The sequence below is a fragment of the Streptomyces sp. NPDC031225 genome, from assembly GCF_055570355.1.
In genome coordinates this window covers 123,100-146,492 of sequence record NZ_JBVIHJ010000028.1, presented here as the reverse complement: position 1 = coordinate 146,492, position 23,393 = coordinate 123,100, and the positions used below count along the sequence as shown (strand labels likewise).

The window sequence follows — 23,393 nt, the reverse complement described above, 5'->3', positions numbered from 1 at the left end:
GGCTGCCGGGGGGGGACGAGCGCGCTCCCCGCCACGGGCCGGAGTGGGTGAACTACTCGCCGGGGTGGGCGAGTTCGATGTCGTGTCCGTCGACCGCGGGGCCGTTCACCGTCAGGGCCGTCGCCTGCGGCGGGTAGCCCGTCGCGATGACCGTGTACTCGCCGCCGTCCAGGTCGGTGAAGGCGTACGCCCCGTCCGTCCCGGTGGTGGCGGTGCCGACCACGTTGCCGGCGCCGTCCACGAGGGTGACCCGCGCGTCGGCCAGCGGACCGTGCGGCGCCCGTACGACACCCTGGAGGCGGGCACCCGTGTCGAGGTCGACCTCAAGACGCATGACGCCGGTACCGCCGACCTCGACGGGCAGGGCGCGCGGCCGGAACCCGGCGGCGTTCACCGCGACGGTCACGGCGCCCGGCACCAGCTCGCCGAAGGCGAACTCGCCCTGCTCACCGGTGATCCCGGTGACCAGCAGATCGCCCCGCACATCGGTGACGATCACCATCGCGTCCTTGACCGGTTCCCCGCTGTGCGCGGCCCGCACGAGCCCGTTCAGCCCGCTGGTGCCGCTCAGGAGGATGTCGTACGCCACCGGCTCGCCGTTCACGAGGACCGTGGACGCCTGCGGCTGGAACCCGTCGGCGGAGGCGATCAGGACGTACGATCCGACGCTCGGCGCCTCGACCGTGTAGGAACCGTCGGCCTGTGTCACCGACAGGCCCAGCTGCCGTCCCGCGAGCGAGATCAGCGTGACCGCGGCCTGCGGGACCGGGGCGCTCTCGTTGCCGCGCACGAAGCCGCGGACCGGGATGCCGCCGGAACCGCCGGGCGCCGCCTCGGGGCGGGCCAGTGTGGCGACGGCGGAGAGCTTCTGGGAGCCGTCGACGGCGGCCTCCGTGTCGGACGGGGAGGACGAGGACGGCACCGCCCAGCTCGGAACCTGCTCCGCTGCGGGGGCCGTTGCGGCGGCCGGGGTCTCGGCGGGAGCCGGGGCCTCGTCCGCGGCGGCCTGTGCCAGCGCGCCCTTGGTCCGCAGCGGGACCTCCTTGATGAACAGGGTGATCAGGAACGCGACGGCTGCCAGAGCACCGGCGATCAGGAACACGTCGGCGATGCCGTGGCCGTAGGCGCTCTCCATGAGGGTGCGCACCGGGACCGGCAGCTTGTCCATGTCCGGGATGGTGTCGGTGGACGAGCCGGAACCGGACAGGGCGGCCTGGTACTTGGGGTCGAGGGCGGCGACGCCGTCCGTGACGTAGTGCGTGATCCGGTGGGCCATGACCGCGCCGAGCGCGGAGACGCCGACCGCGCCGCCGAGGGAGCGGAAGAAGGTCACCGTGGAGCTGGCGGCGCCGAGGTCACCCGGTTCGACCTGGTTCTGCGTGCACAGCACCAGGTTCTGCATCATCATGCCGATGCCGAGGCCCAGCAGGGCCATGAAGATCGACATCTTCCAGTAGTCCGTGTCGTACCGGATGGTGCCGAGCAGGCCGAGGCCGGCCGTCACCAGCACGCCACCGCTGACCAGCCACGCCTTCCAGCGTCCGGTGCGGGTGATGAACTGCCCGGAGACGGTGGAGGAGACGAAGAGCCCGCCGATCATCGGGATGGTCATCACACCCGACATCGTCGGGGACTTGTCGCGGGCCAGCTGGAAGTACTGGCTGAAGAAGACCGTGCCGGTGAACATCGCGACACCGACGAACAGCGAGGCCAGCGACGCCAGCGTGATGGTGGGGTTCCTGAACAGGCGCAGCGGGATGATCGGCTCGCTCGCCCTGGACTCGATCAGCACGAAGAGCAGACCGAGGACGATCGAACCGCCGACCATCGCGTACGTCTGCCACGACACCCAGTCGTACTTGTCACCGGCGAACGTGACCCAGACCAGCAGCAGCGAGACGGCGGCGGCGACGAAGGTGGCGCCGGCCCAGTCGACCTTGACGTCCCGCTTCACGACGGGCAGGTGCAGGGTCTTCTGCAGCACGATGAGCGCGATCACGGCGAAGGGGACACCGACGTAGAAGCACCAGCGCCAGCCCAGCCACGAGGTGTCGGTGATGACACCGCCGAGCAGCGGGCCGCCGACGGTGGCGACGGCGAAGGTCGCGCCGAGGTAGCCGGAGTAACGGCCGCGCTCACGCGGGGAGATCATCGCCGCCATCACGATCTGCGCGAGGGCGGACAGACCGCCGACGCCGATGCCCTGGACGACACGGCAGGCGATGAGCATGCCGGAGTTCTGCGAAAGACCCGCTGCCGCGGAACCCAGCACGTAGATGACCAGTGCTATCTGGACGAGCGCCTTCTTGCTGTACAGGTCGGCGAGCTTGCCCCACAGGGGGGTGGTCGCGGTCATGGACAGCAGGGCCGCGGTGACGACCCAGGTGTAGGCGGACTGGCCACCGCCGAGGTCGCTGATGATGTGCGGCAGGGCGTTGGTGACGATCGTGGACGACAGGATCGCCACGAACATGCCGAGCAACAGGCCGGAGATGGCCTCCATGATCTGCCGGTGCGTCATCGGGGCGTACTCGGTGGAGCCTCCCCCGTGCTTGGCGTGAGCCCGCACACCGGATGGTGTGGTCGTTGCCATGAGCTTCCTTCTCTTATGTGGTGGTCGCGGGTGTACGGGTGGTCTGTTCGAGTACGGGGGGTGCGGGCGGCCGGAGTTCGGGGCCGTGGGCGCGGATGTCGTCGAAGCTCGCCCGCAGCCGGGCCATCAGCGCGGTCAGTTGGATCACCTCTTCGTCGCTCCAGTCGCTCATCCGCTCGGCGAGCATGAGGCAGGTCCGCCGCGACAGCTGGTCGAGGAGCGCCTGCCCGGCCGGCGTCAGCCGCACGATGCGTGAGCGCCGGTCCGTGGGGTCGGGGGAGCGCTCGATCCAGCCGCGCGCGGCGACGTGCGCCACATGGCGGCTGGTCACCGACATGTCCACGGCGAGCAGCTCGGAGAGCCTGCTCATGCGCATGTCCCCGTGACGCCCGAGCAGGGTCAGTACGGCGGCGGAACCGCTGGGGCACTCGGGCGGCATCATCCGTCCGACCTCCCTCTTCACGGCACCGAAGGCGCTGAACTGGCGGATCAGCTCCTCGTATCGCGTCTGCTCGGCCATCACACCTCCCGTATTCGTTGCTTAGGGCAACCATAGAACTGCTTGGTTGCTACAGGCAAATGAAACGGTGTGGGTGCGGCGCAAAAGCTTGGCAAAGGCAAGTATTGCGAACGTAAACTCGCATGTGAGGCCCGCCGTCACCCCTGTCGGCCCCGCACTTGGGCCCCAGGGCCTGATTCGCTAGGGTCTCTGGGCATGGCTGACAACCAAGGCCCCCAGGGCAACCACGACCCCGCCGGCAGCACTCAGATGTTCCGCGCGTTCGTCGACGAGGGCCCCCAGGGCTCCCGTCAGCAGGCCGTACCGGCCACCTCCTCCGGCGGCCCGCGCGTCGGCCTCATCATCGGCGTGGTGGTCGCGGTGGCGATCGTCGCGGTGGTGGCCTGGCTGGCGCTGAAGTAGCGACGACTCGCGGCACGGATGGGCCGGAGCCGCACAGGCCCCCGGCCCATCGCGCCACCCACAGAACTGCCCGACACCCGGCGCACGACTGAACCCACCTGGCCAGAACCCACTGAGGGGCGCGGGGAACTGCGCACAGCACCCGCACCCACCGCACAGCCGAACCCACCTGGCGAGCACCAACCCAGGGGCGCGGGGAACTGCGCGACAGCACCAACACCCACCGCACAGCCGAACCCGCCTCGCGAGCACCCACCCAGGGGCGCGGGGAACTGCGCGACAGCACCAACTCACCCGCACCCGCAGGACGACCGCACTCCAGGACCGGTCAGTCCGAGATGAGACCCTCCCGCAACTGCGCCAGCGTCCGCGTCAGCAGCCGCGAGACGTGCATCTGTGAGATGCCGACCTCCTCGCCGATCTGCGACTGGGTCATGTTGGCGAAGAAGCGCAGCATGATGATCTGCCGCTCACGGGGAGGGAGTTTGGCCAGCAGCGGCTTGAGGGACTCGCGGTACTCGACCCCCTCCAGCGCGGTGTCCTCGTAGCCGAGGCGATCCGCGAGGGACCCCTCGCCGCCGTCGTCCTCCATAGCAGGGGAGTCCAGCGAGGAGGCGGTGTAGGCGTTGCCGACCGCGAGGCCGTCGACGACGTCCTCCTCGGACACGCCCAGCACGGACGCGAGTTCGGCGACCGTCGGAGACCGGTCCAGCTTCTGGGAGAGCTCGTCGCTGGCCTTGGTGAGGGCCAGCCGCAGCTCCTGGAGGCGGCGCGGGACACGCACCGACCACGAGGTGTCGCGGAAGAACCGCTTGATCTCGCCGACCACCGTCGGCATCGCGAACGTCGGGAACTCCACGCCCCGTTCGCAGTCGAAGCGGTCGATCGCCTTGATCAGGCCGATGGTGCCGACCTGGACGATGTCCTCCATCGGCTCGTTGCGCGAGCGGAAGCGGGCCGCCGCGTACCGCACCAGCGGGAGGTTGAGTTCGATGAGGGTGTCCCGGACGTAACCACGCTCGGGGCTGTTCTCGTCGAGTGCGGCAAGCCGCAGGAAGAGGGAGCGGGACAGGGTGCGGGTGTCGATGGCTCCAGTCGAAACAGGAGGGGCCGGAAGCGCCGGGGCCGGCGTGGCCTCGACAGCCGGGACATCGACGAGCGCGGGTGCAGCCTCGCTCTTTGTGAGCGTGAGCACCTTCGAGCTGCCCTGGTCTGCGGACATGCCACCCCCTTTGGGTCGCGGGACGGTCGCGGCGAACGTTCCGCGGATGGAACGTTCGCCTTCACCTGAATACCGGAGCCGAAGCCACGGCAAACGCGCTTCCCGCAGAATGTCACATGTCGGCAACACGCTGTAGTGACATGTCGACATGTGAGACTCGAATCCGCCCTGGATAAAGGGGGTCTGACTGTTTTTCGGCAGAGAAGTGTCGGGAACGGACCTGGTGAGCGATTCGCTCGTGCCGGTTACATCTCGATACTGCTTGCGAACTGCGGTGTTCCGGAGCGTGCGACCGTGCGCCCCTTATGCATCCGCTATCCGTCGACGCCTATGCGTCGATCCGATTGGCGGACCGCAGCCGTTGGAAGCTACGCGCGAGTAGCCTCGATACGTGCATCTGGGAGACGCCGAGTTCCGCGCTGATTTGTGACTGGGTGAGGTTGCTGTAGTAGCGCAGGAGAAGGATTCTCTGTTCGCGCTCGGGCAGTTGCACCAGGAGGTGCCGGACCAGATCGCGGTGTTCCACGCCGTCCAGCGCCGGATCCTCGTAGCCGAGCCGGTCGAGCAGTCCCGGCAGTCCGTCACCCTCCTGGGCCGCCTCCAGCGAGGTGGCGTGGTACGACCGTCCGGCCTCGATGCAGGACAGCACCTCGTCCTCCCCGATGCGCAGCCGTTCGGCGATCTCGGCGGTCGTGGGGGTGCGCCCGAAGGCGGTCGTCAGGTCCTCGGTGGCGCCGTTGACCTGCACCCACAACTCGTGCAGCCGGCGCGGGACGTGGACCGTGCGGACGTTGTCGCGGAAGTACCGCTTGATCTCGCCGATGACCGTCGGCATCGCGAAGGTCGGGAACTGCACTCCCCGGTCCGCGTCGAAGCGGTCGATCGCGTTGATGAGCCCGATGGTGCCGACCTGGATCACGTCCTCCATCGGCTCGTTGCGGGAGCGGAAGCGGGCCGCCGCGTAGCGCACGAGCGGGAGGTTGGCCTCGATGAGCGCCGTCCGCACCCGGTTGTGCTCCGGCGTGCCTGGCTGGAGCCCCTTCAACTGGCCGAAGAGCACCTGGGTGAGCGCCCGGGTGTCGGCGCCGCGACTGCGTGGGGCGGCCTCCTGGGGGGCCTCTTGGGGAGGCGCGGTACTGGCCGACACGGTCAACGCCACCTCTTCGTTGGTCAACTCATCCGTCAAAAGCGGTCATAGCATCACAAGACATGTGCACTGTGTGCAAGCACCGCATAACGTTGGGTTACGCCGTGTTGAGGGGTGAAGCTGGACGAAAGGCACAGAAAAGCCCCCCGCCGGTTCCCGGCAGGAGGCTTCGAAGCACCCAGGGTTCAGGAGAGCCAGGGGCCCTGGGGCCCTGGGGCCCTGGGTTCAGTACGCGTAGTCCGCGATCACCCACGTGGCGAACTCCTTCCACAGGGCCACACCCGCCTGGTGCTCCGGGTGTTCGACGTACGTCCGCAGCGCGTCCGCGTCGTCGAAGCCGGAGTTGATCGCGAAGTCGTAGGCGATGGGGCGGTCGCTGAGGTTCCAGCCCAGCTCCCAGAAGCGGATCTCGGGGATCTTGCCGTCCAGTGCGCGGAAGGCCGCGACACCCTCCACCACCCGCGGGTCGTCGCGCTCGACACCCTCGTCGAGCTTGAAGAGGACGAGGTGACGGATCATGTGCGCTCCCAGCTAGTGCGCGCCGTCGGCCAGCCAGGTGAAGAAGTCGCCGACCGCCTTGGCGGCGTCCGATATGCCCTCGAACCCTATCTGCACGTAGTCGGCTGCCTTGGCGGGGTCCGTGATCACCACGTAGAGCACGAAGACCACGAGCACATAGACGGCGAGCTTCTTTCCGTTCACCGCCACTGCGGCCTCCCCCGCTTCAGATGTTCTCTGTTCCTTCTGGGGCGCGAGTGTAACCGGGGTGATCAGTACGCATGAAGGGCCCCGTCTCTCGACGAGGCCCTTCTCAAGCGGTAGCGGAGGGATTTGAACCCTCGGTGACTTGCGCCACACTCGCTTTCGAGGCGAGCTCCTTCGGCCGCTCGGACACGCTACCGAGAGAGACCTTACAGCAAGGTGCGGCGTGCTTTGAAATCCGTATTGGGGGCCTGGAGCGACCCGTTCAGCGCCTGCGGAAGAAATCCGTGAGCGGCTGTGCGCACTCGTCCGCGAGGACGCCCTCGATCACCTCGGGCCGGTGGTTGAGCCGCCGGTCGCGGACGACGTCCCAGAGGGAGCCGGCCGCGCCCGCCTTCTCGTCCCGGGCGCCGTAGACCACCCGGTCGACCCGGGACTGCACGATCGCGCCCGCGCACATCGTGCAGGGCTCCAGCGTCACGACGAGCGTGCAGCCGGTCAGCCGCCACTCGCCGAGCCGCGCCGCCGCCCTCCTGATCGCGAGGACCTCCGCGTGCGCGGTCGGGTCGCCGGTGGCCTCGCGTTCGTTGTGGGCGGCCGCGAGCATGGTCGTGCCGTCCGGGGCCAGTACGACGGCACCGACCGGCACGTCCTCGCCCGCCCGGCCGACCTCGGCCAGGGCGAGCCGCATCGCGGCCCGCCAGCGGTCGCGTACCGGGTCCGGTGTGGTCTCTTCCGGGGTCCCTGCGGTCAGCGGACGGTCTCCAGTACCTCCGAGGCACCCAGGGCCTCGGCGATCTCGGTGAGGGCGTCCGCGGAGAGGGCCTTCAGCTCCTTCTCGCTGACGCCCAGGTCGTCGAGGACCGCGGCGTCGCCGACCGGACCGTGCGGAACGGCCTCGGCGGAGGTGCCGCCGCTCTCGGCGTCGTCGTCCTCCTCGTCCTCACCGTCCTCGGTGCCGTCGAGGTCGACGAGGGCGTCCAGGTCCGGGACGTCGTCGCCGGGCTCCCTTCCGAGCAGTTCGTCGGTGAGCAGGATCTCGCCGTACGAGCTGCGGGCAGCCGCGGCGGCGTCGGAGACGTAGATACGAGGGTCCTCCTCACCGTCGATGCGGACGACGCCGAACCAGGCGTCCTCCTGCTCGATCAGTACGAGAACCGTGTCCTCCTCGGGCGCGGCTTCCCGAGCGAGGTCGGCCAGATCCGACAGCGACTCCACATTGTCGAGGAGCTCCGTGTCGCTCGCTTCCCACCCGTCTTCGGTGCGCGCGAGCAGTGCGGCGAAGTACACCGTGACTCTCCCACTGGTCTTAGGCGTGCCGGTTGGGGGTCCCCCCGGCGGAGGTTGCGGGCGGGGAGAGCTCGGCTCCGAGCCCCACCCACTCGGAATCGTGGCAGAAACAAGGCGTTCAGGGGACGTCTTCGGCACCCTGTGTCCGGTGGTTTTGATCGCACGTGCGTCGGCACGTCGGTGAAGGACTCACCAGCGCACTCGTCGCCGCCACGAGCGGGATCGTACGCGGCTTTTCCAAGGGCCTTCGCACGGCCACCTGTTCAGCGCACCGTCTGGACGCCGACGGGTTGCTGTCGAGCCGCCGTCGGGTCGCCGCCGAGCCGCCGTCCGGGGCCGTAGTCGGGTCCCGGGACGCGCGGTCTTTCCTACCAGCGGAAGGTCCGCATGCGCATCGCGTGCCGTAGTCGGGCCACCTTCGCGCGCCGTGGCTGGACCCGGTCGCGCAGCTCTCGGGCCTCCGCGAGGTCGCGCAGGAACTGCGCTCGGCGGCGGCGGCGCTCGGCGTCGGTCTCCTGCGGGTCTTGTGCCGAGGGCTCCGCACGAGGGTCCCGGGTGCCTCCCGGTTCTCGTGGTCCTCCCGGGCCCCGCGCCTCTCGCGATGTCCGTGACGACGGTTCCCGCGTCGGTTTGCGCGCCGGGTTGCGCGTCGGTTTGCGCTCAGGCAGGTCAGGCATTGGTTCACCACCCCAGTCCGTCTCTCCCACTTTCCCCCGGTCGGGCGGTTTGACGCCAGCGCGAGCCGGGCGGTGGTCCCGGCTAATGTTGTGGACATGCGCCTCCACGTCGTCGACCACCCGCTGGTCGCCCACAAACTCACCACGCTGCGCGACCAGCGCACCGACTCCGCGACCTTCCGTCGACTCGCCGACGAGCTGGTCACCCTGCTCGCCTACGAGGCCACACGCGACGTGCGCACCGAGGCGGTCGACATCCGGACGCCGGTCGCCGCGACGACCGGTGTGAAGTTGTCGTACCCGCGGCCGCTGGTGGTGCCGATCCTGCGCGCCGGGCTCGGCATGCTCGACGGCATGGTCCGTCTGCTGCCGACCGCCGAGGTGGGTTTCCTCGGCATGATCCGCAACGAGGAGACGCTGCAGGCGTCCACGTACGCGACGCGCATGCCGGAGGACCTGTCCAACCGGCAGGTCTACGTCCTCGACCCCATGCTCGCGACCGGCGGCACCCTGGTCGCGGCCATCCGTGAGCTGATCAAGCGCGGTGCGGACGATGTGACCGCGGTGGTTCTGCTGGCGGCCCCGGAAGGCGTGGAGATCATGGAGCGCGAGCTGGCGGGCGCTCCGGTCACGGTGGTCACGGCTGCGATCGACGACCACCTCAACGAGCACGGGTACATCGTGCCGGGGCTGGGTGACGCGGGGGACCGCCTGTACGGCGCAGCGGAGTAGTCGCGCGTTTGCTGTGCGGGTTCGGTGGGGGCGGGCGTTTTTGCGCAGTTCCCCGCGCCCCTAAATGCCCGTGGGTGGGTCGGGGGCGGGGTGGGGGGTGTCCGTCCTCGGTCCGGCGGCTCGGTTCCTTGAGCAGTGCTCGGTTCCGGACGCCGGCCGCTGCGGGCGGACACCCCCCACCCCGCCCCCTTCACGCCGTCGGCGGCTGCGGGCGCTTTTGTGGTGCGCGGTCCGTCGTTCCCCGCGCGATCGGGCGAGCGGTCCGTCGTGGTGCGCAAGGGGTGACCAACGGCCCGTCGTGGCGCAGGCCGGCTGCAACTCCTTAGGGGCGCGGGGAACTGCGCGACCAGCCCCCACCGGCCCGCACTCGCCCCGGGACCTGGCCTGAGGCGTCCCGTTCTTTTAGGGGCGCGGGGAACTGCGCGACCAGCCACAACGGACCCATAGCCGCCCGACAACCGAACCCGGCACCCCCATAGGCGCCCGGGTCCAAGCCCAGCGCAGCTACCCGCAGCTCTTCTTCGACGCCGTCGGCTTCGGTGCGGTCAGCGCGGCCAGCGCCTTGTCGGCTGCGGCCTTCGCCGTGAGGTTCTTGAAGGCCGTTCCGATGATCAGGTCGACCTCCTTGCCCTTTCGGGCATCCGTGCGGGTCTCCGCGGCGGCGAGCTGGGTTCCCAGCACCGGCAGGGACGTCTTCAGCGCGGAGGACGGGCCGAGGAGCAGCCCCGTGCCCTTGACCTTCTTGTCGTAGGCCGCCGTCGCGTTGCCCACGTCGCCGATCTTGAAGCCCCGCTTCTTCAGCTCGTCCGCGGTCTTCTTGGCGAGGCCGCCGCGAGCCGTGGCGTTCAGGACGTTGACGGTGATCTGGCCCGGCTTGGGGAGGGCGGCCGCCGAGGGGGCCGAGGGGGACGCGCTCGCCTTCGTCACGCAGTCCGCCTTGGGGCCGGCCGCCGACGCCTGGTCGCCGCCACCCGTGAACACGTCGATGAGCTGGAGCGTGCCCCAGCCGACCAGGCTCAGCGCGGCGACGGAGGCCACCACCCCGAGCACGAGCCTGCCGCGCCGCCGGGGTTGACGCATCCGGGGGTACTTGTCGCCCGTGATCCGGTACTTACCGCCCATGCCGGGGGGCGTCAGCATGCTCATGGGCGCAGCGTAGTGCGCCAGGACGGCAATGCCTACTAGATGATCATTGACCACGGCGCAGGTGAACCCGAAAGGGTCAAACCTTTACAGCGCGGTCACTCAGTCCAGTTCGAGCACGCGCGCATGCAGCACCTGACGCTGCTGGAGCGCCGCCCGTACCGCGCGGTGGAGGCCGTCCTCCAGGTACAGGTCGCCCTGCCACTTCACGACGTGCGCGAACAGGTCGCCGTAGAACGTCGAGTCCTCGGCGAGCAGGGTTTCCAGGTCGAGCTGGCCCTTGGTCGTCACGAGTTGATCGAGGCGGACCGGGCGCGGCGCGACGTCCGCCCACTGCCGGGTGCTTTCCCGGCCGTGGTCGGGGTACGGCCGGCCGTTTCCGATGCGCTTGAAGATCACACGGAAAGCCTACCGGTCAAGACCTTCCGGGCGCAGCCATGGCGACCGAGTGCGACGCTGAAAAAAGAACAACAAATGGGGTAAACCGGGAGCGAGGGTCTGCTATGAGCGAGCGAGAGACCGCACCCGGGGGCGTGACGGGTGCCCCCGCGGGAACCGCCGACCGGTCCATGCCGGAGGCAAGAACCGCCTCCGCCGCCCTGCCCGGGCCGGCCCTGGAGATCGCCTCCGGCTACGCCTTCACCGGGCCCGCGCTCGATCTGGGCGCGCTGCTGTGGGACGGCGTCTGTCTGCCGGACGCGCAGGTCAGGATCCCCCTGCCGATGCTCAACCGGCACGGACTGGTCGCCGGCGCCACCGGCACCGGCAAGACCAAGACGCTCCAGCTCATCGCCGAGCAGCTCGCCGCACAGGGTGTCCCGGTCTTCCTCGCGGACATCAAGGGGGACGTGTCGGGCGTCGCGGCACCGGGCGTTCCGAACGAGAAGGTGCAGGCCAGAGCCGCCGACGTACACCAGCAGTGGGCCGCCACCGGGTTTCCCGCCGAGTTCTACGCCCTGGGCGGCATCGGGCACGGCATCCCCGTCCGGGCCACCGTCACGAGTTTCGGGCCGGTGCTGCTGTCCAAGGTGCTCCAGCTCAACCAGACCCAGGAGCAGTCCCTCGGGCTGGTCTTCCACTACGCCGACCAGAAGGGGCTCGAACTCGTCGACCTCAAGGACCTCAGGGCCGTCGTCGCGTTCCTGACCTCCGACGAGGGCAAGAGTGAGCTCAAGGGCATCGGTGGTCTGAGCACCGCCACCGCCGGGGTCATCCTGAGGTCCCTCACCGCGTTCGAGGCGCAGGGCATGGCCGACTTCTTCGGGGAGCCGGAGTTCGACACCGGCGAGCTGCTGCGGACCGCGGACGACGGGCGCGGGCTCGTGTCCGTGCTGGAGCTGGCCGCCGTACAGGACCGGCCGCAGCTCTTCTCGACCTTCCTGATGTGGCTGCTCGCCGATCTGTTCCACGATCTGCCGGAGGTCGGTGACGTCGACAGGCCCAAGCTCGTCTTCTTCTTCGACGAGGCGCATCTGCTCTTCCACGGGGCGTCGAAGGCGTTTCTCGACTCCATCACGCAGACCGTCCGGCTGATTCGCTCGAAAGGAGTCGGCGTCTTCTTCGTGACGCAGACCCCGAAGGACGTACCCGCCGACGTCCTCGCCCAGCTCGGCAACCGTGTCCAGCACGCCCTGCGGGCCTTCACCCCCGATGACCAGAAGGCGCTGAAGGCGACGGTGAAGACCTTCCCCGACTCCGCGTACGACCTGGAGGAGCTGCTCACCGGGCTCGGGACGGGGGAGGCCGTGGTCACCGTGCTGAGCGAGAAGGGCGCTCCCACGCCGGTGGCCGCGACACGGCTGCGGGCCCCCGAGTCCCTCATGGGGCCCGTCGACGCCGCTGTCCTCGACTCGGCGGTCAGGGCCTCGCCGCTGCACGGGCGTTACGCACAGGCTGTGGACAGGGAGTCGGCCTACGAGAGGCTCGAGAAGCTGAACTCGCGCGGCGCCAAGGGGCCGGACGAGATGAAGGCGCAGGCGCAGAAGCCGGCGAGGAAGCCGGTGAGGGAGCCGAAGGAGGACCCCTCCGTGGTCGAACAGGTCGTCGGCAGCGGCATGTTCAAGTCCCTCGCGCGATCGCTGGGCACACAGATCGGACGCGAGATCACCCGCTCGCTCTTCGGTACGGCCCGGAGGAGGCGGTAGGACCGCCTCCTCCGGCTCCTCCGGTGGATCAGCCGCGCTCGCGTTCCCTCGACGGCGGCTTCTTCTCCGTGGTCGGCGGCTTCGGTGCACTGCGTGCGGCCTCGGCGCGCAGCAGCGCGCGAAGGACGGCGTACGGGTCGATGGGCATGACGGTTCCTTGCGTCGGATATCGGGCTGACGGACCTGGGGGAACGGACTCCGTCAGCAGCGAAGGACCACGGAACGCAGGGCGGGCAGGACGGGCAGGACGTACGGCGGCCGCGGGAGAGCGGGGACCGGATGATCCCCGGGCGCACCGGGACACGTCTCCTGGCGTGCAGCCGGACGCAGGGGTACGGCCGGGCGGTGGACGGCACGGGCCGGTGGCCGCAGGGCCGTGTCGAGGATGTCGTACCCGGTGATCTCCCCGACGGCAGCGACGGGCGCCTCGTGCGCCTGCACGGGGGCGCCCGGGACCAGGAGGGCGAGGAGCAGCACGAGCGTGCGCAGCCAGGCGGGGCTGTGCGGGAGACGTCGTGCGGTGCTCACGCAGGTCGTCTCCCCGCCCGACGCGCGTGCTTCATCACAACGGCCCTGGAGTTCACCCGTTCACAGCAGCGGCCGTTCAGGTGCGCGGGGCCGTGCCGGTGTGTCCTACTTCTGCTTCGCGGCCTTCGCCGCCGCCTTCATCTCCTGCTTGTGCGCCCGCACCTTGGCCAGCGACTCGGGCCCGGTGATGTCGGCGACCGAGCGGTAGGACTCGGCCTCGCCGTACGCCCCCGCGGCCTCCCGCCAGCCCGTGGGCCGGACCCCCAGCTGCTTGCCCAGCAGGGCCAGGAAGATCTGGGCCTTCTGTTTCCCGAACCCGGGCAGCTCCTCCAGACGGCGGAGCAGTTCACGGCCGTCGGCCACGCCCTTCCACACCAGCTCGGCCCGGCCGTCGTAGTGCTCCACGAGGTACTGGCACAGCTGTTGGATCCGCTTGGCCATCGAGCCGGGGTAGCGGTGCACGGCCGGCTTCTCGGAGAGCAGCGCGGCGAAGGCCTCCGGGTCCTGCGCGGCGATCTCGTGCGCGTCCAGGTCGCTCGCCCCGAGTCGGTCCGCGAGGGTGCGGGGGCCCTTGAACGCCCACTCCATCGGAACCTGCTGGTCCAGCAGCATCCCGACCAGCGCGGCGAGCGGGGAGCGGCCGAGCAGTTCGTCGGCCTCGGGGTCCTGGGCGAGATGCAGGGTGACGTCCATGACTCCGATCATGCCCCCACCACGGGGCCACCTCTACCGGGAGCCGGCGGCCCCGTGGTGTGGGAGGTGGCGGGATGCCTGTGCGGGGGCTGGCGGGCGCCTCTGCCGGGAGCCGGCGGCCAGCCGCTGCGGGGAGGTGGCGGGGCGTCTACTGCCGGGAATCGGCTTGCGTTTCTGCGGGGAGCCCGCGGGGTGTCTGTGCGAGGGCTGGTGGGGCGTCTCTGTGGGGAGTCGGCGGGGTGTCTGTGCCAGAACTGATGGGGCGTCGCTGCCCGGAGCGGGCGGGGCGTTTCCGCAGGGAGTCGGCGGGGCGTCTCTGCCGGGAGCCCGCGGGGCATCTGTGCGAGGGCTGGCGGGCGGCTGCCGCCGGGAGTCGGTGGTACGTCTCTGCGGGGGGTCGGTGGCACGCCTCTACCGGGAGGCGTGCCAGGGCATCTGTCGCCGGGAGCCGGTGGCCCGCCGCCGCGGGGAGTCGATGGCACACCTCCGCGCGGAGTCGGTGGCACGCCTCCCGGTAGAGGCGGCGGCGGGTCGGCCCTACCGGGAGCCTGCGGGTCGTCCCTACCGGGAGGCGGCCGCCTGGTCCCGCCAGTAGCCGAGGGCGTTCACCCGCTCCTTGGGGACGCCCAGCTCCTTGCGGACGTACGACGACAGCGCCCGGGTCGTCGTCGTGTCGCAGGCGATCCAGACGTAGGCGTCCGGGTGGGTTTTCAGCAGCGCGGGCAGGTCCGCCCGCGCCTGGGTGACCAGATGCGCGCCGGAGTCGAGGCGCAGGACACGGCGGACCTCGTGACGGGACGGGTCGGTGCGGAACGGGAGGTCCTCGTCGCCGCCCTCGAACCAGACGGTCGCGGGGGAGGCGTCCAGGGCGCCGAGGAGGGAGTTCAGGGCGGGCAGGGACGCAGGGTCGCCGAAGGCGAAGATGTGGGTGGGCTCGGGGTCGGGGCGGTCGAAGCCGGTGCCGTGGACCGTGGCCTCGATGGTGTCGCCGGGTTTCGCGGTCCGGGCCCAGTCGCTGGCGAGGCCGTCGTGCAGCGCGAACTCCAGGGTGAGGGTGCCGGCCTCGGGGTCCGGGTCGACGAGGGTGTAGGCGCGCTGGTGCGGCTTGCCCGCGGCGGAGAACCACAGGCGCACCCACATCGTGGGGTGGACGCCGGTGACGGCCAGCATCCCGCCGTCGGTGAGGTGCACCCGCCGGTACTCGCCGGTGACGTCCTCGGCGCCGGTCACGGTGAACACGAAGTCCTTCGCGCGCAGCAGTCGGAGGACCGCTCCCTCCCAGCCGTGCCCCTGCCCCATGGTCTTTTCACCCTTCGCGTACGATTCCCGCACCAGAAAACTTAGGCAAGCCTAACTTAAGGGAAACGGGTTCGAGGGTGAGTATCGAGATCTACCGCGACGCCTGGGGGATACCCCACCTCCGCGCGGACGGCACGCGTGAACTCGCCCGCGCCCAGGGCCGCGTCACCGCCCGCGACCGCGCCTGGCAGCTGGAGGTCGATCGGCACCGTGCGCAGGGCACCTCGGCCGCCTTCCTCGGCGCCGGAGCCCTGTCCTGGGACACGTTCGCGCGACGGGCCCGCCTCGACGACACGGCGAGACGCTGCTTCACGGCGCTGGAGAGACGGGACCCGGAGACGGCCGACTGGGTACGGGCGTACGTCGACGGTGTCAACGAGGAGCTGCCCGGCACCGAGGCCCCGGAGTTCGCCCGTGTCGGCCTCGCCCCCGGACGCTGGGAGCCCTGGACCCCGCTCGGCGTCTGGCTCGCCACCCACATCCTGTTCGCCGGTTTCCCGGCCAAGCTCTGGCGGGACGAGGCGATACGGCACCTGGGCCCGGCCGCGGTCGGCCTCTTCGCCGCCGACGGCCCGGACACCTCCGGCAGCAACGGCTGGCTCGTCGGCGGAACCCGCACCACCACCGGCCACGCCGTCATCGCGGGCGACCCGCACCGCTACATCGAGGACCCCGGCGTCTACCAGCAGATCCGCCTGTCCTGCCCGGAGTTCGACGTCATCGGCCTCGCCGTGCCCGGTGTCCCCGGCATCGCCCACTTCGGCCACACCGGCACGGTCGCCTGGGCCATCACCAACGCCATGGCCGACTACCAGGACCTGTACCGGGAGCGGCTGCGGCGCACCGGGGCCGGAGTCGAGGCCCTCGGCCCGGACGGCGTCTGGCACCGGGCCACCCGGCACACGGAGACCGTCGAGGTCGCGGGCGAGCCGCCGGTCGAGGTCGAGGTCGTCGAGACCGGGCGGGGACCGGTGATCGCGGGGGGACCGGAGGGACTGGAGGGGGGAGTGGGGGACGAGTACTCCTCCTCTGTTCCCCTCGCCCTCTCCCTCCGCTACCCGCCCCGCGTCACCGACGACCTCGGTTTCAGCGCCCTGCTCCCCCTCCTCCGTGCCCGCCGCACAGCCGACGTGGACCGGGCCTTCGACCTGTGGGCCGAGCCCGTGAACGTCGTCCAGGCCGCCGACACCGAGGGCGGGCTGCTCCACCGGGTCGCGGGCTGGGTCCCCGTGCGTGCGGAGGCCAACCGCCTGCGGCCCGTCCCCGCCTGGGAGCCCGGTCACGAGTGGCGGGGCCGGCACGAGACGCCCCGCGCCGGTCTCACCGACGGCATCGCCGTGATGGCCAACCAGCGCGGTCCCGCCGCCCCGCTCGGCGTCGAGTTCGCCCCGCCCCACCGGGCGAACCGCATCGCCGCCCTGCTCGCGGAGAAGGACCACTGGTCCGCCGCCGACATGCCGCTGATCCACACGGACACCCATCTCGCCTCGGCCCAGCCCCTGTTGGACCGGATCGAGGCCCTGGACGGCCTGAGTCCCGAGGCGGCCACCTTGAGGCGGAGGCTCCTTCGCTGGGATCGCCGTATGGACGCGGGCAGCCGGGAGGCCGCCCTCTACGCCGCCGTACGCGGCGCGGTCGTACGACGGCTCGCCGCACAGCCTGCTTTCGCCGCGCTCACCACCCCGCCCGCCTACCCCGAGGTCCTCCTCCCCTGGCTCGGTCTCGTCCCCCGGGTCGCCTTCGCGCTCGAACACCTGCTGCGCGCCGAGGAGTTGTACGGGATCGACCGGGACGAGGCGGTGCGCGGGGCCGTGCAGGAGGTGGCCGACCGGCCGCTGCGGGGCACCTGGGGCGAGACCCACCGCCTCGCCCCCTGGCGGGCCCTCCCCGAGGACGGCTGGGACGCGCCCGCCCTCTCCGGAGACCACGACTGCGTGCTGTGCACCTCCGCGGTCCCCGGTCTCACCGACCTCGCCGCGCGCGGCCCGGCCGCCCGCTACGTATGGGACCTGGCCCGCCGCGAGGACAGCCTCTGGGTGGTCCCGACGGGCGCCTCCGGTGTGCCCGGCTCACCCCACCACCGCGACCAACTCCCCTTGTGGCTCGAGGGAGATCTCGTCCCGGTCGTCACCGACTGGCAGCAGCTCAAGAAGGAAACCGATGTCTGACACCCGTGCCCGTGCGGCCGTCCACACCCAGACCGTCGACGGCTTCGGCACCGTACGCGTGCTGCGTCTCGACCCGCGCGCCGACGCCGCCACCGTCCATGCCTGGGTGCGCGAGGAACGGGCCGCGTTCTGGGGCATGAACGGCCTCACCGAGGAACAAGTGGCCGAGGTCTACGCCCACTTGGACACCCTCGACACCCACCACGCCTACCTCCTGGAGAAGGACGGCGAACCGGCCGGGCTCCTGCAGACCTACGAGCCGGAGGCCGACCGGGTCAGCGAGTGCTACGACGTCAGCCCCGGCGACATCGGCGTCCACCTGCTGCTCGCGCCCGCCGCCTCGGGGACGCGGTCCGGCTGGTCCTCGGCGCTGCTGGGGGCCATCGCCTCGTACGTGCTGCTCGGCCTGGACCGGCGGCGGGTCGTGGTCGACCCCGACGTGCGCAACGAGAGGGCCGTCGCCCGCTTCCTGAAGCAGGGTTTCGTGGCGGGAGACGTGGTGGTGCTGCCGGAGATCGACCTCCCGGACGTGTACCTGCCCGAGAAACACGCCCAACTGGCCTTTCTCACCAGGGAGGTAGCCTTTCCGGGTGACGCCTGACGACCTCGTCGCCCACTACGGCCTGGAACCCATCCCCCGCGAGGGCGGGCTGTTCCGGCAGACCTGGGCGGGTCCGGAACGCCCCGACGGCAGACCGCACGGAACGGCGATCGTCGCGCTCCTCACCTCGGACGACCACTCCGCCCTGCACCGCCTGCCCAGCGACGAGATCTGGCACCACTACCTCGGCGACCCGCTGGACCTCCTGCTCCTCGCCCCGGACGGCACGGCGACGACCCCCGTCCTGGGCCCGGACATACAGGGCGGCCAGCACCTCCAGCTGACCGTGCCCGCGGGCACCTGGATGGGGGCCAGGACCCGGGGCGCGTGGACCTTCTTCGGCTGCACCATGGCGCCCGGCTTCACCTACGAGGACTACGAGCACGGCGACGCGGCGGAGCTGACGGCGCGTTACCCCGCCGAGGCCGCCCGGATAGCGGAACTGTGCCGTCCATGAGACTCCTCGAAGAGCAGGTCGCCCTGGTCACCGGCGCGAGCGGCGGCATCGGACGGGGCATCGCACTGCGGTTCGCCGAGCAGGGCGCGGCTGTCGCGGTCCATTGCCGCACGGCGGTGGCGGCGGCGCGTGACGTGGCGTCCCGGATCGAGGACGCGGGCGGTCGGGCCGTCGTACTGCAAGCGGACCTTCGGGACGAGGAGGAGTGCCACCGGCTGGTCCGGGAGGCCGCCGAGTGGGGCGGTGGGCTGACCGCGCTGGTCGACAACGCGGGTGTGCAGCCCACGCAGCCCCTGCGCGGGATGACGGCGGCGGAGTGGCGGGCGGTCGTGGAGACCAACCTCGGCAGTGTCTTCGCATGCACCCAGGCGGCGGCCGAGGTCATGCGGCCGGGCGGGTCCGTGACCCACATCGCGTCCGTCGAGGCCGGTCACCCCGCGCCCGAGCACGCCCACTACTCCGCCTCCAAGGCCGCGATCGTGGCCCACGCGCGGGCGGCGGCCCAGGAGTACGGCCCGCACGGCATCCGCGTGAACACCGTCTCGCCGGGGCTGATCGACCGGGAGGGACTGGCGCGGGCCTGGCCGGAGGGCGTGGAGAGGTGGGTGCGCAAGGCGCCCCTGGGGCGGCTCGGACGGCCCGAGGACGTGGCCGACGCGTGCGTGTTCCTCGCCTCTCCGCTCGCGTCCTGGATCACCGGGCACGACCTGGTGGTGGACGGCGGCGTGTCCGCCCGGCCGACATGGTGAGCGTTCCGGCGCTCACGTCCGTACATGTCTGGAACCGGTGAGCCCAGGTACGGAGCGTGACGTGAGGTGTGAGCGTGCAGACGGCGGCGCAGGCCGGCGAAGGCGAGGACTTCAAGGGCTGGTGCTGCTGGGCGCCGTGCTGGTCCTGCTCGTCCTCGGCGGCGCGGGAACGGCTTCGGCCCACGCCGCCCTCCGGGCCACCGCACCCGAGGACGGAACCGTCCTCAAGTCGGCCCCCCGTGACATCACCCTGACCTTCACCGAGTCCGTCGGCCTGCTCGACGGCTCCCTGCGGATCCTGGCCCCCGACGGCAAGCGCGTGAACATCGGCGACGCCGCCCACGGCCCGGGCGGCTCGGACACGGTCCGGGCCTCCCTGCCCGCCAAGCTCGCCAAGGGCACGTACACGGTGGCCTGGCGGGTGGTCTCGGCCGACAGCCACCCGGTCTCCGGCGCCTTCACCTTCTCGGTCGGCAGACCGTCCACCACCTCGGCGGTCCTGGACACCGGCCCGACCGAGAACCCGGCCACCGAGAGCCTCTTCAACATGGGCCGCTACCTGGGCTACCTCGCCGTCGCCCTGCTCATCGGCACCGCGGTCTTCCTGACGGTCTGCCGCCCCCCGGAGCCCGCCCGGCTGAGCCGGCTCCTGTGGGCGGGCTGGGCCGGCCTGCTCGGCTCGACCCTGTTCCTGTTGGTGCTGCGCGCACCGTACGAGGCGGGGACGGGCCCGGGTGAAGCGTTCTCGGCGAAGGCCTTCACACGCACCCTGACCACCCGCCCGGGCGAGGCCCTCCTGATCCGCCTGGCGCTGCTGCTGGTGGCGTACTTCGTCGTCGTACGACTGCTGCGGCTCGGCGAGTCGCCGCTGCCGCGCGCGTGGCAGGCGGCCGGTGCCCTGCTCGCCGTGGGGCTCGCGCTGACCTGGGCCGCCGCCGAACACGCGTCCGCCGGGATCCAGGTGCCGGTGGCGATGACGTCCGCGGTGCTGCACGTCCTGGCGATGGCGGTCTGGCTGGGCGGCCTCGCGGCCCTGCTCGCCACGCTGTACCGGGCGACGATTCGGATCCCGGCCGCCGTGGTCTCCCGTTTCTCCCGGCTGGCCTTCGCCTCGGTGACCGTTCTCGTCGCCACCGGCGTCTACCAGTCCTGGCGCGGCCTGGGCTCCTGGAGCGCGGTCACGGGCACGACGTACGGCCATCTGCTCGTCCTCAAGCTGATCGCGGTGACGCTGCTGCTGACGGCGGCGAGGATGTCGCGGAAGTGGACGGGGCGGTTGACGGACGCGGACGCGGCCTCGGAAGCCGGGACGGACACGGGGGCGGCCTCGGAAGCCGGGACGGACACGGGGGCGGCCTCGGAAGCCGGGACGGACACGGGGGCGGTGGTCGTACGGGAGAAGGTGACGGTGGGGGCCGAGGCCGCCGCCTCGTCCGCGACCGGCACACAGGACTCGGAGGGACCGTCGGCTTCGGAAGCCCTGGTGGCCTCTGAGGGGCGGAAGCCCGCCGCGCCGTCGGGGAACTCCACGGCCCGCCACCAGCGCGGCCTGCGCCGTTCCGTCCTCGCCGAAATGGCCGTCGGTGTCGTGGTGCTGGTGCTCAGCACCGTGCTGAGCGGCACGCTTCCGGGCCGGGCGCAGGCGGAGGCGGCCGAGGCGGGTCCGGCCGCGGGCGGACTGCCCGCCGCGTCCGTGACCAACGTGCCCTTCGCCGTCGACAAGGTCACGGGCACGGTGCAGATCACCCTCGACCCGGGCCGCACCGGCGAGAACTCGGTCCAGGCCATCGTCTTCGCCGCCGACGGGGGCCTCGCCACGATCCCCGAACTCCGGCTCTCCTTCACCCTCCCGGCCAAGGAGGTCGGCCCGATCGACGCCGAACTGAAGGACGAGGGCGGCTACTGGGGCACGAACGACCTCACCCTGCCCATCGCGGGCGACTGGCAGATGAAGGCGACGATCAGGGTGACGGACATCGACCAGGTCAGCGTGACGAAGACGGTGAGGATTTTCGGCTGAGCAGCTCGGCCATGGTCTCGGCGGCGTGTACGGCGGCTGCTCCGCAGCAGTTGTTGAACAGGACGTGGAGCCGGTCGGCCCGACCGGCCAGGGCGTGCAACCGCGGTACCCACTCGGCGAGTTCGGCGCGCTGGTAGTCGTACCGGAAACGGTCCTCCTTGCTGCCGCGGCCCCAGGAGACACTGCGCCCGTGGAACCGCACGACGGACAGCCGGGGCGAGGTGACGGGGGTGACCGGAGGCAGCGAGGCAGGCAGTCCCTGGGCCATGTCCACGGCCACGGCGGCGAAGTCGTACGTGCTCAGCAGCGCCTCGGTCAGGTCCTTCTGCGGCCCCTCCCACCAGGACGGATGCCGGAACTCCACATGGACCGGCCACCCCGAGGTCCGCGCCGCGGTCTCCTCCAGGAACCTCTGCGCCCGCGCCCCCGGCCGGAACCACGGCGGGAACTGGAACAGCACCCCGCCGAGCCGCCCGGCCTCCCGCAACGGCTCGATCCCGGCGGCGAACCGCTTCCACACCTCGTCCGCAGCGGTGTCCCGGAGGGCGGCCTGCTTCACCGGATGCCCGGTGAGCGGCGCGTACGCCTTCACGTCGAACACGAACTCCGGCGGCGTCCGCTCCACCCACAGCCGGCTGTTGCGCTCGCCGGGCAGCGCGTAGAAGGTGCCGTCGACCTCCACCACGGGGAACCGCTCGGCGTAGTGCCGCAGCCGCCCCTCCGCGTCCCGCCGCCCGCGCGGATACCAGCCACTGCGCACGAGCGCGGGATCGGTCCAGGAGCAGGTGCCGACGAGGATGCGGGGCGGGGGGACGTGGGGGCCGGGGCCGTCGTCGGCTTCGGGGATGGTGCCGGACATGGGGCCGGGGCCGTCGTCGGCTTCGGGGGTGGTGCCGGTCATGGGTCCGTGGGTCATGGAGGTGCGGGTACCGACTTAGTGTGCGGGCATGACTTCGCAGGCGTATCTCTCCGAACTCTTCTCGCTGGACGGCCGCGTGGCACTGGTGACCGGCGGGAGTTCGGGCATCGGCCGGGCGATCGCGGGGGCGTTGGCACGGGCGGGGGCGAGTGTGGTGATCGTGGCCCGCGGAGAGTCGGAACTGACCAGCACGGTCGAGGAGTTGACGGCCGACGGCTGCCGGGCGGCCTGGGTCAGCGGGGACTTGAGCACGAGGGACGGCGTCCGTACGGCGGCGGAGGCGGCCGTCGGTCGGTTCGGCGAGCCGGACATCCTCGTCAACTCGGCCGGGATCAACCTGCGTCCGCCGATGGCCGAGCTGACCGACGACGTCTGGGACACCACGATTGCGGTCAACCTGGAGGCCCCCTTCCTTCTGGGCCGACGGTTCGGCCCCGGCATGGCCGAGCGCGGGTTCGGCCGCATCATCCACATCACCTCCCAGCAGGCCCACCGCGCCTTCGTCCAGAGCGGCGCCTACGGCGTCTCCAAGGGCGGGTTGGAGTCCCTGGCCCGCTCCCAGGCCGAGGCCTGGTCCCCGCACGGCGTCACCTGCAACACCCTCGTCCCGGGCTTCGTGATGACCCCGCTCAACGCCCGCCTCGCCACCGACCCCGACCAGGTCGCGGCCCTCGCCGCCCGCACCATGACCGGCCGCAACGGCCTCCCCGCCGACTTCGCGGGCGCCGCGGTCTTCCTGGCGAGCGGGGCGTCGGCCTACGTCACGGGCCAGTCGATCTTCGTGGACGGGGGACTGTCGGTGCACTGAAGCCGCGCGGGGCCTGCCTCTTGGCGTGGGGCGGGGCTGCGCGGACGTCATGCCGTGGATGCGGGGGACGGGGAACGCGCGGTCGTCGTCGCGCAGGTGGCACCAGGCGTACTGGTAGGGCGGGCGGCTCGCAATCGATCTCGCTGAGGGCGCGCACGGCACGGCTGCCCGGAGCGGCTGCCCGGGGCGGCGACGTACGCGACGGTGACCGGCCGGCCCGCGTCGACGGCATGAGCCGGCCGGCGGACAGCGGTGAGTGACGGACACGGAGAGCACGTCCGGCCGGGCGGGCTCGAAGACGGAGTGCGAGCTGCAGCAGGCATCGCCGGTCGGAGCGGCACTCCTGCCGAGATGGTCGGCGCCGGCCTTGACGACGTAGACCCTCGACGGCTCCTGACGCGGCCGATCACCCACGCTTCGCCCTGCAGGGCATGACAGCAAGAGGTGTCGTTCTCCTCGAAGGTCACGAGCCCGGCCTCGTCGGCGTGCACGACCTGGGGGCGGCTGGTCCAACACCTGTGCCAGACCGGGGAGCTGGCCCGGCCGGTGACTAGTCGCGGCAGGGACAGGCTGCGTCGC

24 protein-coding genes, 1 tRNA gene and 1 pseudogene are annotated in these 23,393 nt (G+C 71.3%); 10 read left to right on the top strand and 16 right to left on the bottom strand.

Going from position 1 to position 23,393, the window contains the following annotated elements; translation table 11 throughout:
• Positions 1-52: 52 nt before the first annotated feature.
• Together ACZ48Z_RS37050 and ACZ48Z_RS37045 are read right to left on the bottom strand one after the other, a co-directional pair.
• A complete protein-coding gene (locus tag ACZ48Z_RS37050) occupies positions 53-2,521 on the bottom strand; it encodes an MFS transporter (RefSeq protein ID WP_468740295.1) in 2,469 nt (822 codons plus the stop codon).
• 85 nt (positions 2,522-2,606) lie between these two features.
• A complete protein-coding gene (locus ACZ48Z_RS37045; RefSeq protein ID WP_468740289.1) occupies positions 2,607-3,113 on the bottom strand; it encodes a MarR family winged helix-turn-helix transcriptional regulator in 507 nt (168 codons plus the stop codon).
• Positions 3,114-3,308: 195 nt separating this feature from the next.
• On the opposite strand from ACZ48Z_RS37045, the gene ACZ48Z_RS37040 reads away from it, so the two are divergent.
• Positions 3,309-3,515, top strand: coding sequence for a hypothetical protein (locus ACZ48Z_RS37040; protein ID WP_468740288.1), 207 nt, complete (start codon positions 3,309-3,311; stop codon positions 3,513-3,515).
• Between the two features lie 328 nt (positions 3,516-3,843).
• Here ACZ48Z_RS37040 and ACZ48Z_RS37035 read toward each other — a convergent pair whose 3' ends face one another.
• From ACZ48Z_RS37035 to ACZ48Z_RS37005, 7 genes are all read right to left on the bottom strand, one after another.
• Positions 3,844-4,737, bottom strand: a complete 894-nt coding sequence (locus ACZ48Z_RS37035) for an RNA polymerase sigma factor SigF (RefSeq protein ID WP_468740287.1) — start codon at positions 4,735-4,737, stop codon at positions 3,844-3,846.
• Positions 4,738-5,065: 328 nt separating this feature from the next.
• Positions 5,066-5,896, bottom strand: a complete 831-nt coding sequence (locus tag ACZ48Z_RS37030) for an RNA polymerase sigma factor SigF (RefSeq protein WP_468740294.1) — start codon at positions 5,894-5,896, stop codon at positions 5,066-5,068.
• A 213-nt stretch (positions 5,897-6,109) separates the two neighbouring features.
• A complete protein-coding gene (locus tag ACZ48Z_RS37025) occupies positions 6,110-6,403 on the bottom strand; it encodes a Dabb family protein (RefSeq protein WP_328748598.1) in 294 nt (97 codons plus the stop codon).
• A gap of 12 nt (positions 6,404-6,415) precedes the next feature.
• Positions 6,416-6,592, bottom strand: a complete 177-nt coding sequence (locus ACZ48Z_RS37020) for a hypothetical protein (RefSeq protein ID WP_328748597.1) — start codon at positions 6,590-6,592, stop codon at positions 6,416-6,418.
• A 108-nt stretch (positions 6,593-6,700) separates the two neighbouring features.
• Positions 6,701-6,785, bottom strand: a tRNA-Ser gene (locus tag ACZ48Z_RS37015).
• Positions 6,786-6,851: 66 nt separating this feature from the next.
• Positions 6,852-7,277 carry a tRNA adenosine(34) deaminase TadA gene (tadA, locus tag ACZ48Z_RS37010; RefSeq protein ID WP_468740286.1) on the bottom strand — a complete coding sequence of 142 codons (426 nt, stop codon included), beginning with the start codon at positions 7,275-7,277 and terminating at the stop codon, positions 6,852-6,854.
• A 59-nt stretch (positions 7,278-7,336) separates the two neighbouring features.
• Positions 7,337-7,876, bottom strand: coding sequence for a tRNA adenosine deaminase-associated protein (locus ACZ48Z_RS37005; RefSeq protein WP_468740285.1), 540 nt, complete (start codon positions 7,874-7,876; stop codon positions 7,337-7,339).
• Between the two features lie 773 nt (positions 7,877-8,649).
• Between ACZ48Z_RS37005 and upp the strand changes: the two genes are divergently transcribed.
• Entirely contained in the window at positions 8,650-9,285 is a 636-nt protein-coding gene (upp, locus tag ACZ48Z_RS37000; RefSeq protein WP_389099855.1) for a uracil phosphoribosyltransferase, read from the top strand.
• Between the two features lie 504 nt (positions 9,286-9,789).
• On the opposite strand, the gene ACZ48Z_RS36995 is transcribed toward upp, so the two are convergent.
• Together ACZ48Z_RS36995 and ACZ48Z_RS36990 are read right to left on the bottom strand one after the other, a co-directional pair.
• Positions 9,790-10,407 (bottom strand): LytR C-terminal domain-containing protein, encoded by a 618-nt coding sequence (locus ACZ48Z_RS36995; protein WP_468740293.1) that lies wholly within the window; start codon positions 10,405-10,407, stop codon positions 9,790-9,792.
• Between the two features lie 123 nt (positions 10,408-10,530).
• Entirely contained in the window at positions 10,531-10,827 is a 297-nt protein-coding gene (locus tag ACZ48Z_RS36990) for a type II toxin-antitoxin system VapB family antitoxin (protein WP_003999914.1), read from the bottom strand.
• A 104-nt stretch (positions 10,828-10,931) separates the two neighbouring features.
• On the opposite strand from ACZ48Z_RS36990, the gene ACZ48Z_RS36985 reads away from it, so the two are divergent.
• Positions 10,932-12,572: a helicase HerA-like domain-containing protein gene (locus ACZ48Z_RS36985; RefSeq protein ID WP_468740284.1), complete on the top strand. Its 1,641-nt coding sequence runs from the start codon at positions 10,932-10,934 to the stop codon at positions 12,570-12,572.
• 201 nt (positions 12,573-12,773) lie between these two features.
• Here the strand turns inward: ACZ48Z_RS36985 and ACZ48Z_RS36980 are convergent, their stop codons facing one another.
• Entirely contained in the window at positions 12,774-13,013 is a 240-nt protein-coding gene (locus ACZ48Z_RS36980) for a hypothetical protein (RefSeq protein ID WP_468740283.1), read from the bottom strand.
• Here ACZ48Z_RS36980 and cas5 point away from each other — a divergent pair.
• Positions 12,958-13,308, top strand: a complete 351-nt coding sequence (gene cas5 / locus ACZ48Z_RS36975; protein ID WP_468740282.1) for a CRISPR-associated protein Cas5 — start codon at positions 12,958-12,960, stop codon at positions 13,306-13,308. The genes ACZ48Z_RS36980 and cas5 overlap by 56 nt on opposite strands.
• On the opposite strand, the gene ACZ48Z_RS36970 is transcribed toward cas5, so the two are convergent.
• Together ACZ48Z_RS36970 and ACZ48Z_RS36965 are read right to left on the bottom strand one after the other, a co-directional pair.
• Positions 13,206-13,793: an HhH-GPD-type base excision DNA repair protein gene (locus tag ACZ48Z_RS36970; protein ID WP_468740281.1), complete on the bottom strand. Its 588-nt coding sequence runs from the start codon at positions 13,791-13,793 to the stop codon at positions 13,206-13,208. The two genes, cas5 and ACZ48Z_RS36970, sit on opposite strands and share 103 nt — an antisense overlap.
• A gap of 561 nt (positions 13,794-14,354) precedes the next feature.
• A complete protein-coding gene (locus tag ACZ48Z_RS36965) occupies positions 14,355-15,092 on the bottom strand; it encodes a siderophore-interacting protein (RefSeq protein WP_468740280.1) in 738 nt (245 codons plus the stop codon).
• A 77-nt stretch (positions 15,093-15,169) separates the two neighbouring features.
• Here ACZ48Z_RS36965 and ACZ48Z_RS36960 point away from each other — a divergent pair, with 77 nt between their 5' ends.
• The 5 genes from ACZ48Z_RS36960 to ACZ48Z_RS36940 all read left to right on the top strand — a co-directional run bounded on the left by ACZ48Z_RS36960 (position 15,170) and on the right by ACZ48Z_RS36940 (position 21,087).
• Positions 15,170-17,260, top strand: a complete 2,091-nt coding sequence (locus tag ACZ48Z_RS36960; protein WP_468740279.1) for a penicillin acylase family protein — start codon at positions 15,170-15,172, stop codon at positions 17,258-17,260.
• On the top strand, positions 17,253-17,861 hold the full coding sequence (locus tag ACZ48Z_RS36955; protein ID WP_468740278.1) for a GNAT family N-acetyltransferase: 609 nt from the start codon (positions 17,253-17,255) through the stop codon (positions 17,859-17,861). Before ACZ48Z_RS36960 ends, ACZ48Z_RS36955 begins: the two co-directional genes overlap by 8 nt.
• Complete coding sequence (locus ACZ48Z_RS36950) at positions 17,851-18,318, top strand: cupin domain-containing protein (protein WP_468740277.1); 468 nt, start codon at positions 17,851-17,853, stop codon at positions 18,316-18,318. The genes ACZ48Z_RS36955 and ACZ48Z_RS36950 overlap by 11 nt, the downstream gene beginning before the upstream one ends.
• Positions 18,315-19,067: an SDR family NAD(P)-dependent oxidoreductase gene (locus ACZ48Z_RS36945; protein WP_468740276.1), complete on the top strand. Its 753-nt coding sequence runs from the start codon at positions 18,315-18,317 to the stop codon at positions 19,065-19,067. Before ACZ48Z_RS36950 ends, ACZ48Z_RS36945 begins: the two co-directional genes overlap by 4 nt.
• Before the next feature lie 121 nt (positions 19,068-19,188).
• Positions 19,189-21,087 carry a copper resistance CopC/CopD family protein gene (locus ACZ48Z_RS36940; protein ID WP_468740275.1) on the top strand — a complete coding sequence of 633 codons (1,899 nt, stop codon included), beginning with the start codon at positions 19,189-19,191 and terminating at the stop codon, positions 21,085-21,087.
• Here the strand turns inward: ACZ48Z_RS36940 and ACZ48Z_RS36935 are convergent.
• A complete protein-coding gene (locus ACZ48Z_RS36935; RefSeq protein WP_468740292.1) occupies positions 21,053-21,946 on the bottom strand; it encodes a DUF72 domain-containing protein in 894 nt (297 codons plus the stop codon). The genes ACZ48Z_RS36940 and ACZ48Z_RS36935 overlap by 35 nt on opposite strands.
• 88 nt (positions 21,947-22,034) lie before the next feature.
• Between ACZ48Z_RS36935 and ACZ48Z_RS36930 the strand changes: the two genes are divergently transcribed.
• Complete coding sequence (locus ACZ48Z_RS36930; protein WP_468740274.1) at positions 22,035-22,814, top strand: SDR family NAD(P)-dependent oxidoreductase; 780 nt, start codon at positions 22,035-22,037, stop codon at positions 22,812-22,814.
• 330 nt (positions 22,815-23,144) lie between these two features.
• Here the strand turns inward: ACZ48Z_RS36930 and ACZ48Z_RS36925 are convergent.
• Positions 23,145-23,293: pseudogene (locus ACZ48Z_RS36925) on the bottom strand (glyoxalase/bleomycin resistance/dioxygenase family protein); the annotation flags it as partial.
• Between the last annotated feature and the right edge of the window lie 100 nt (positions 23,294-23,393).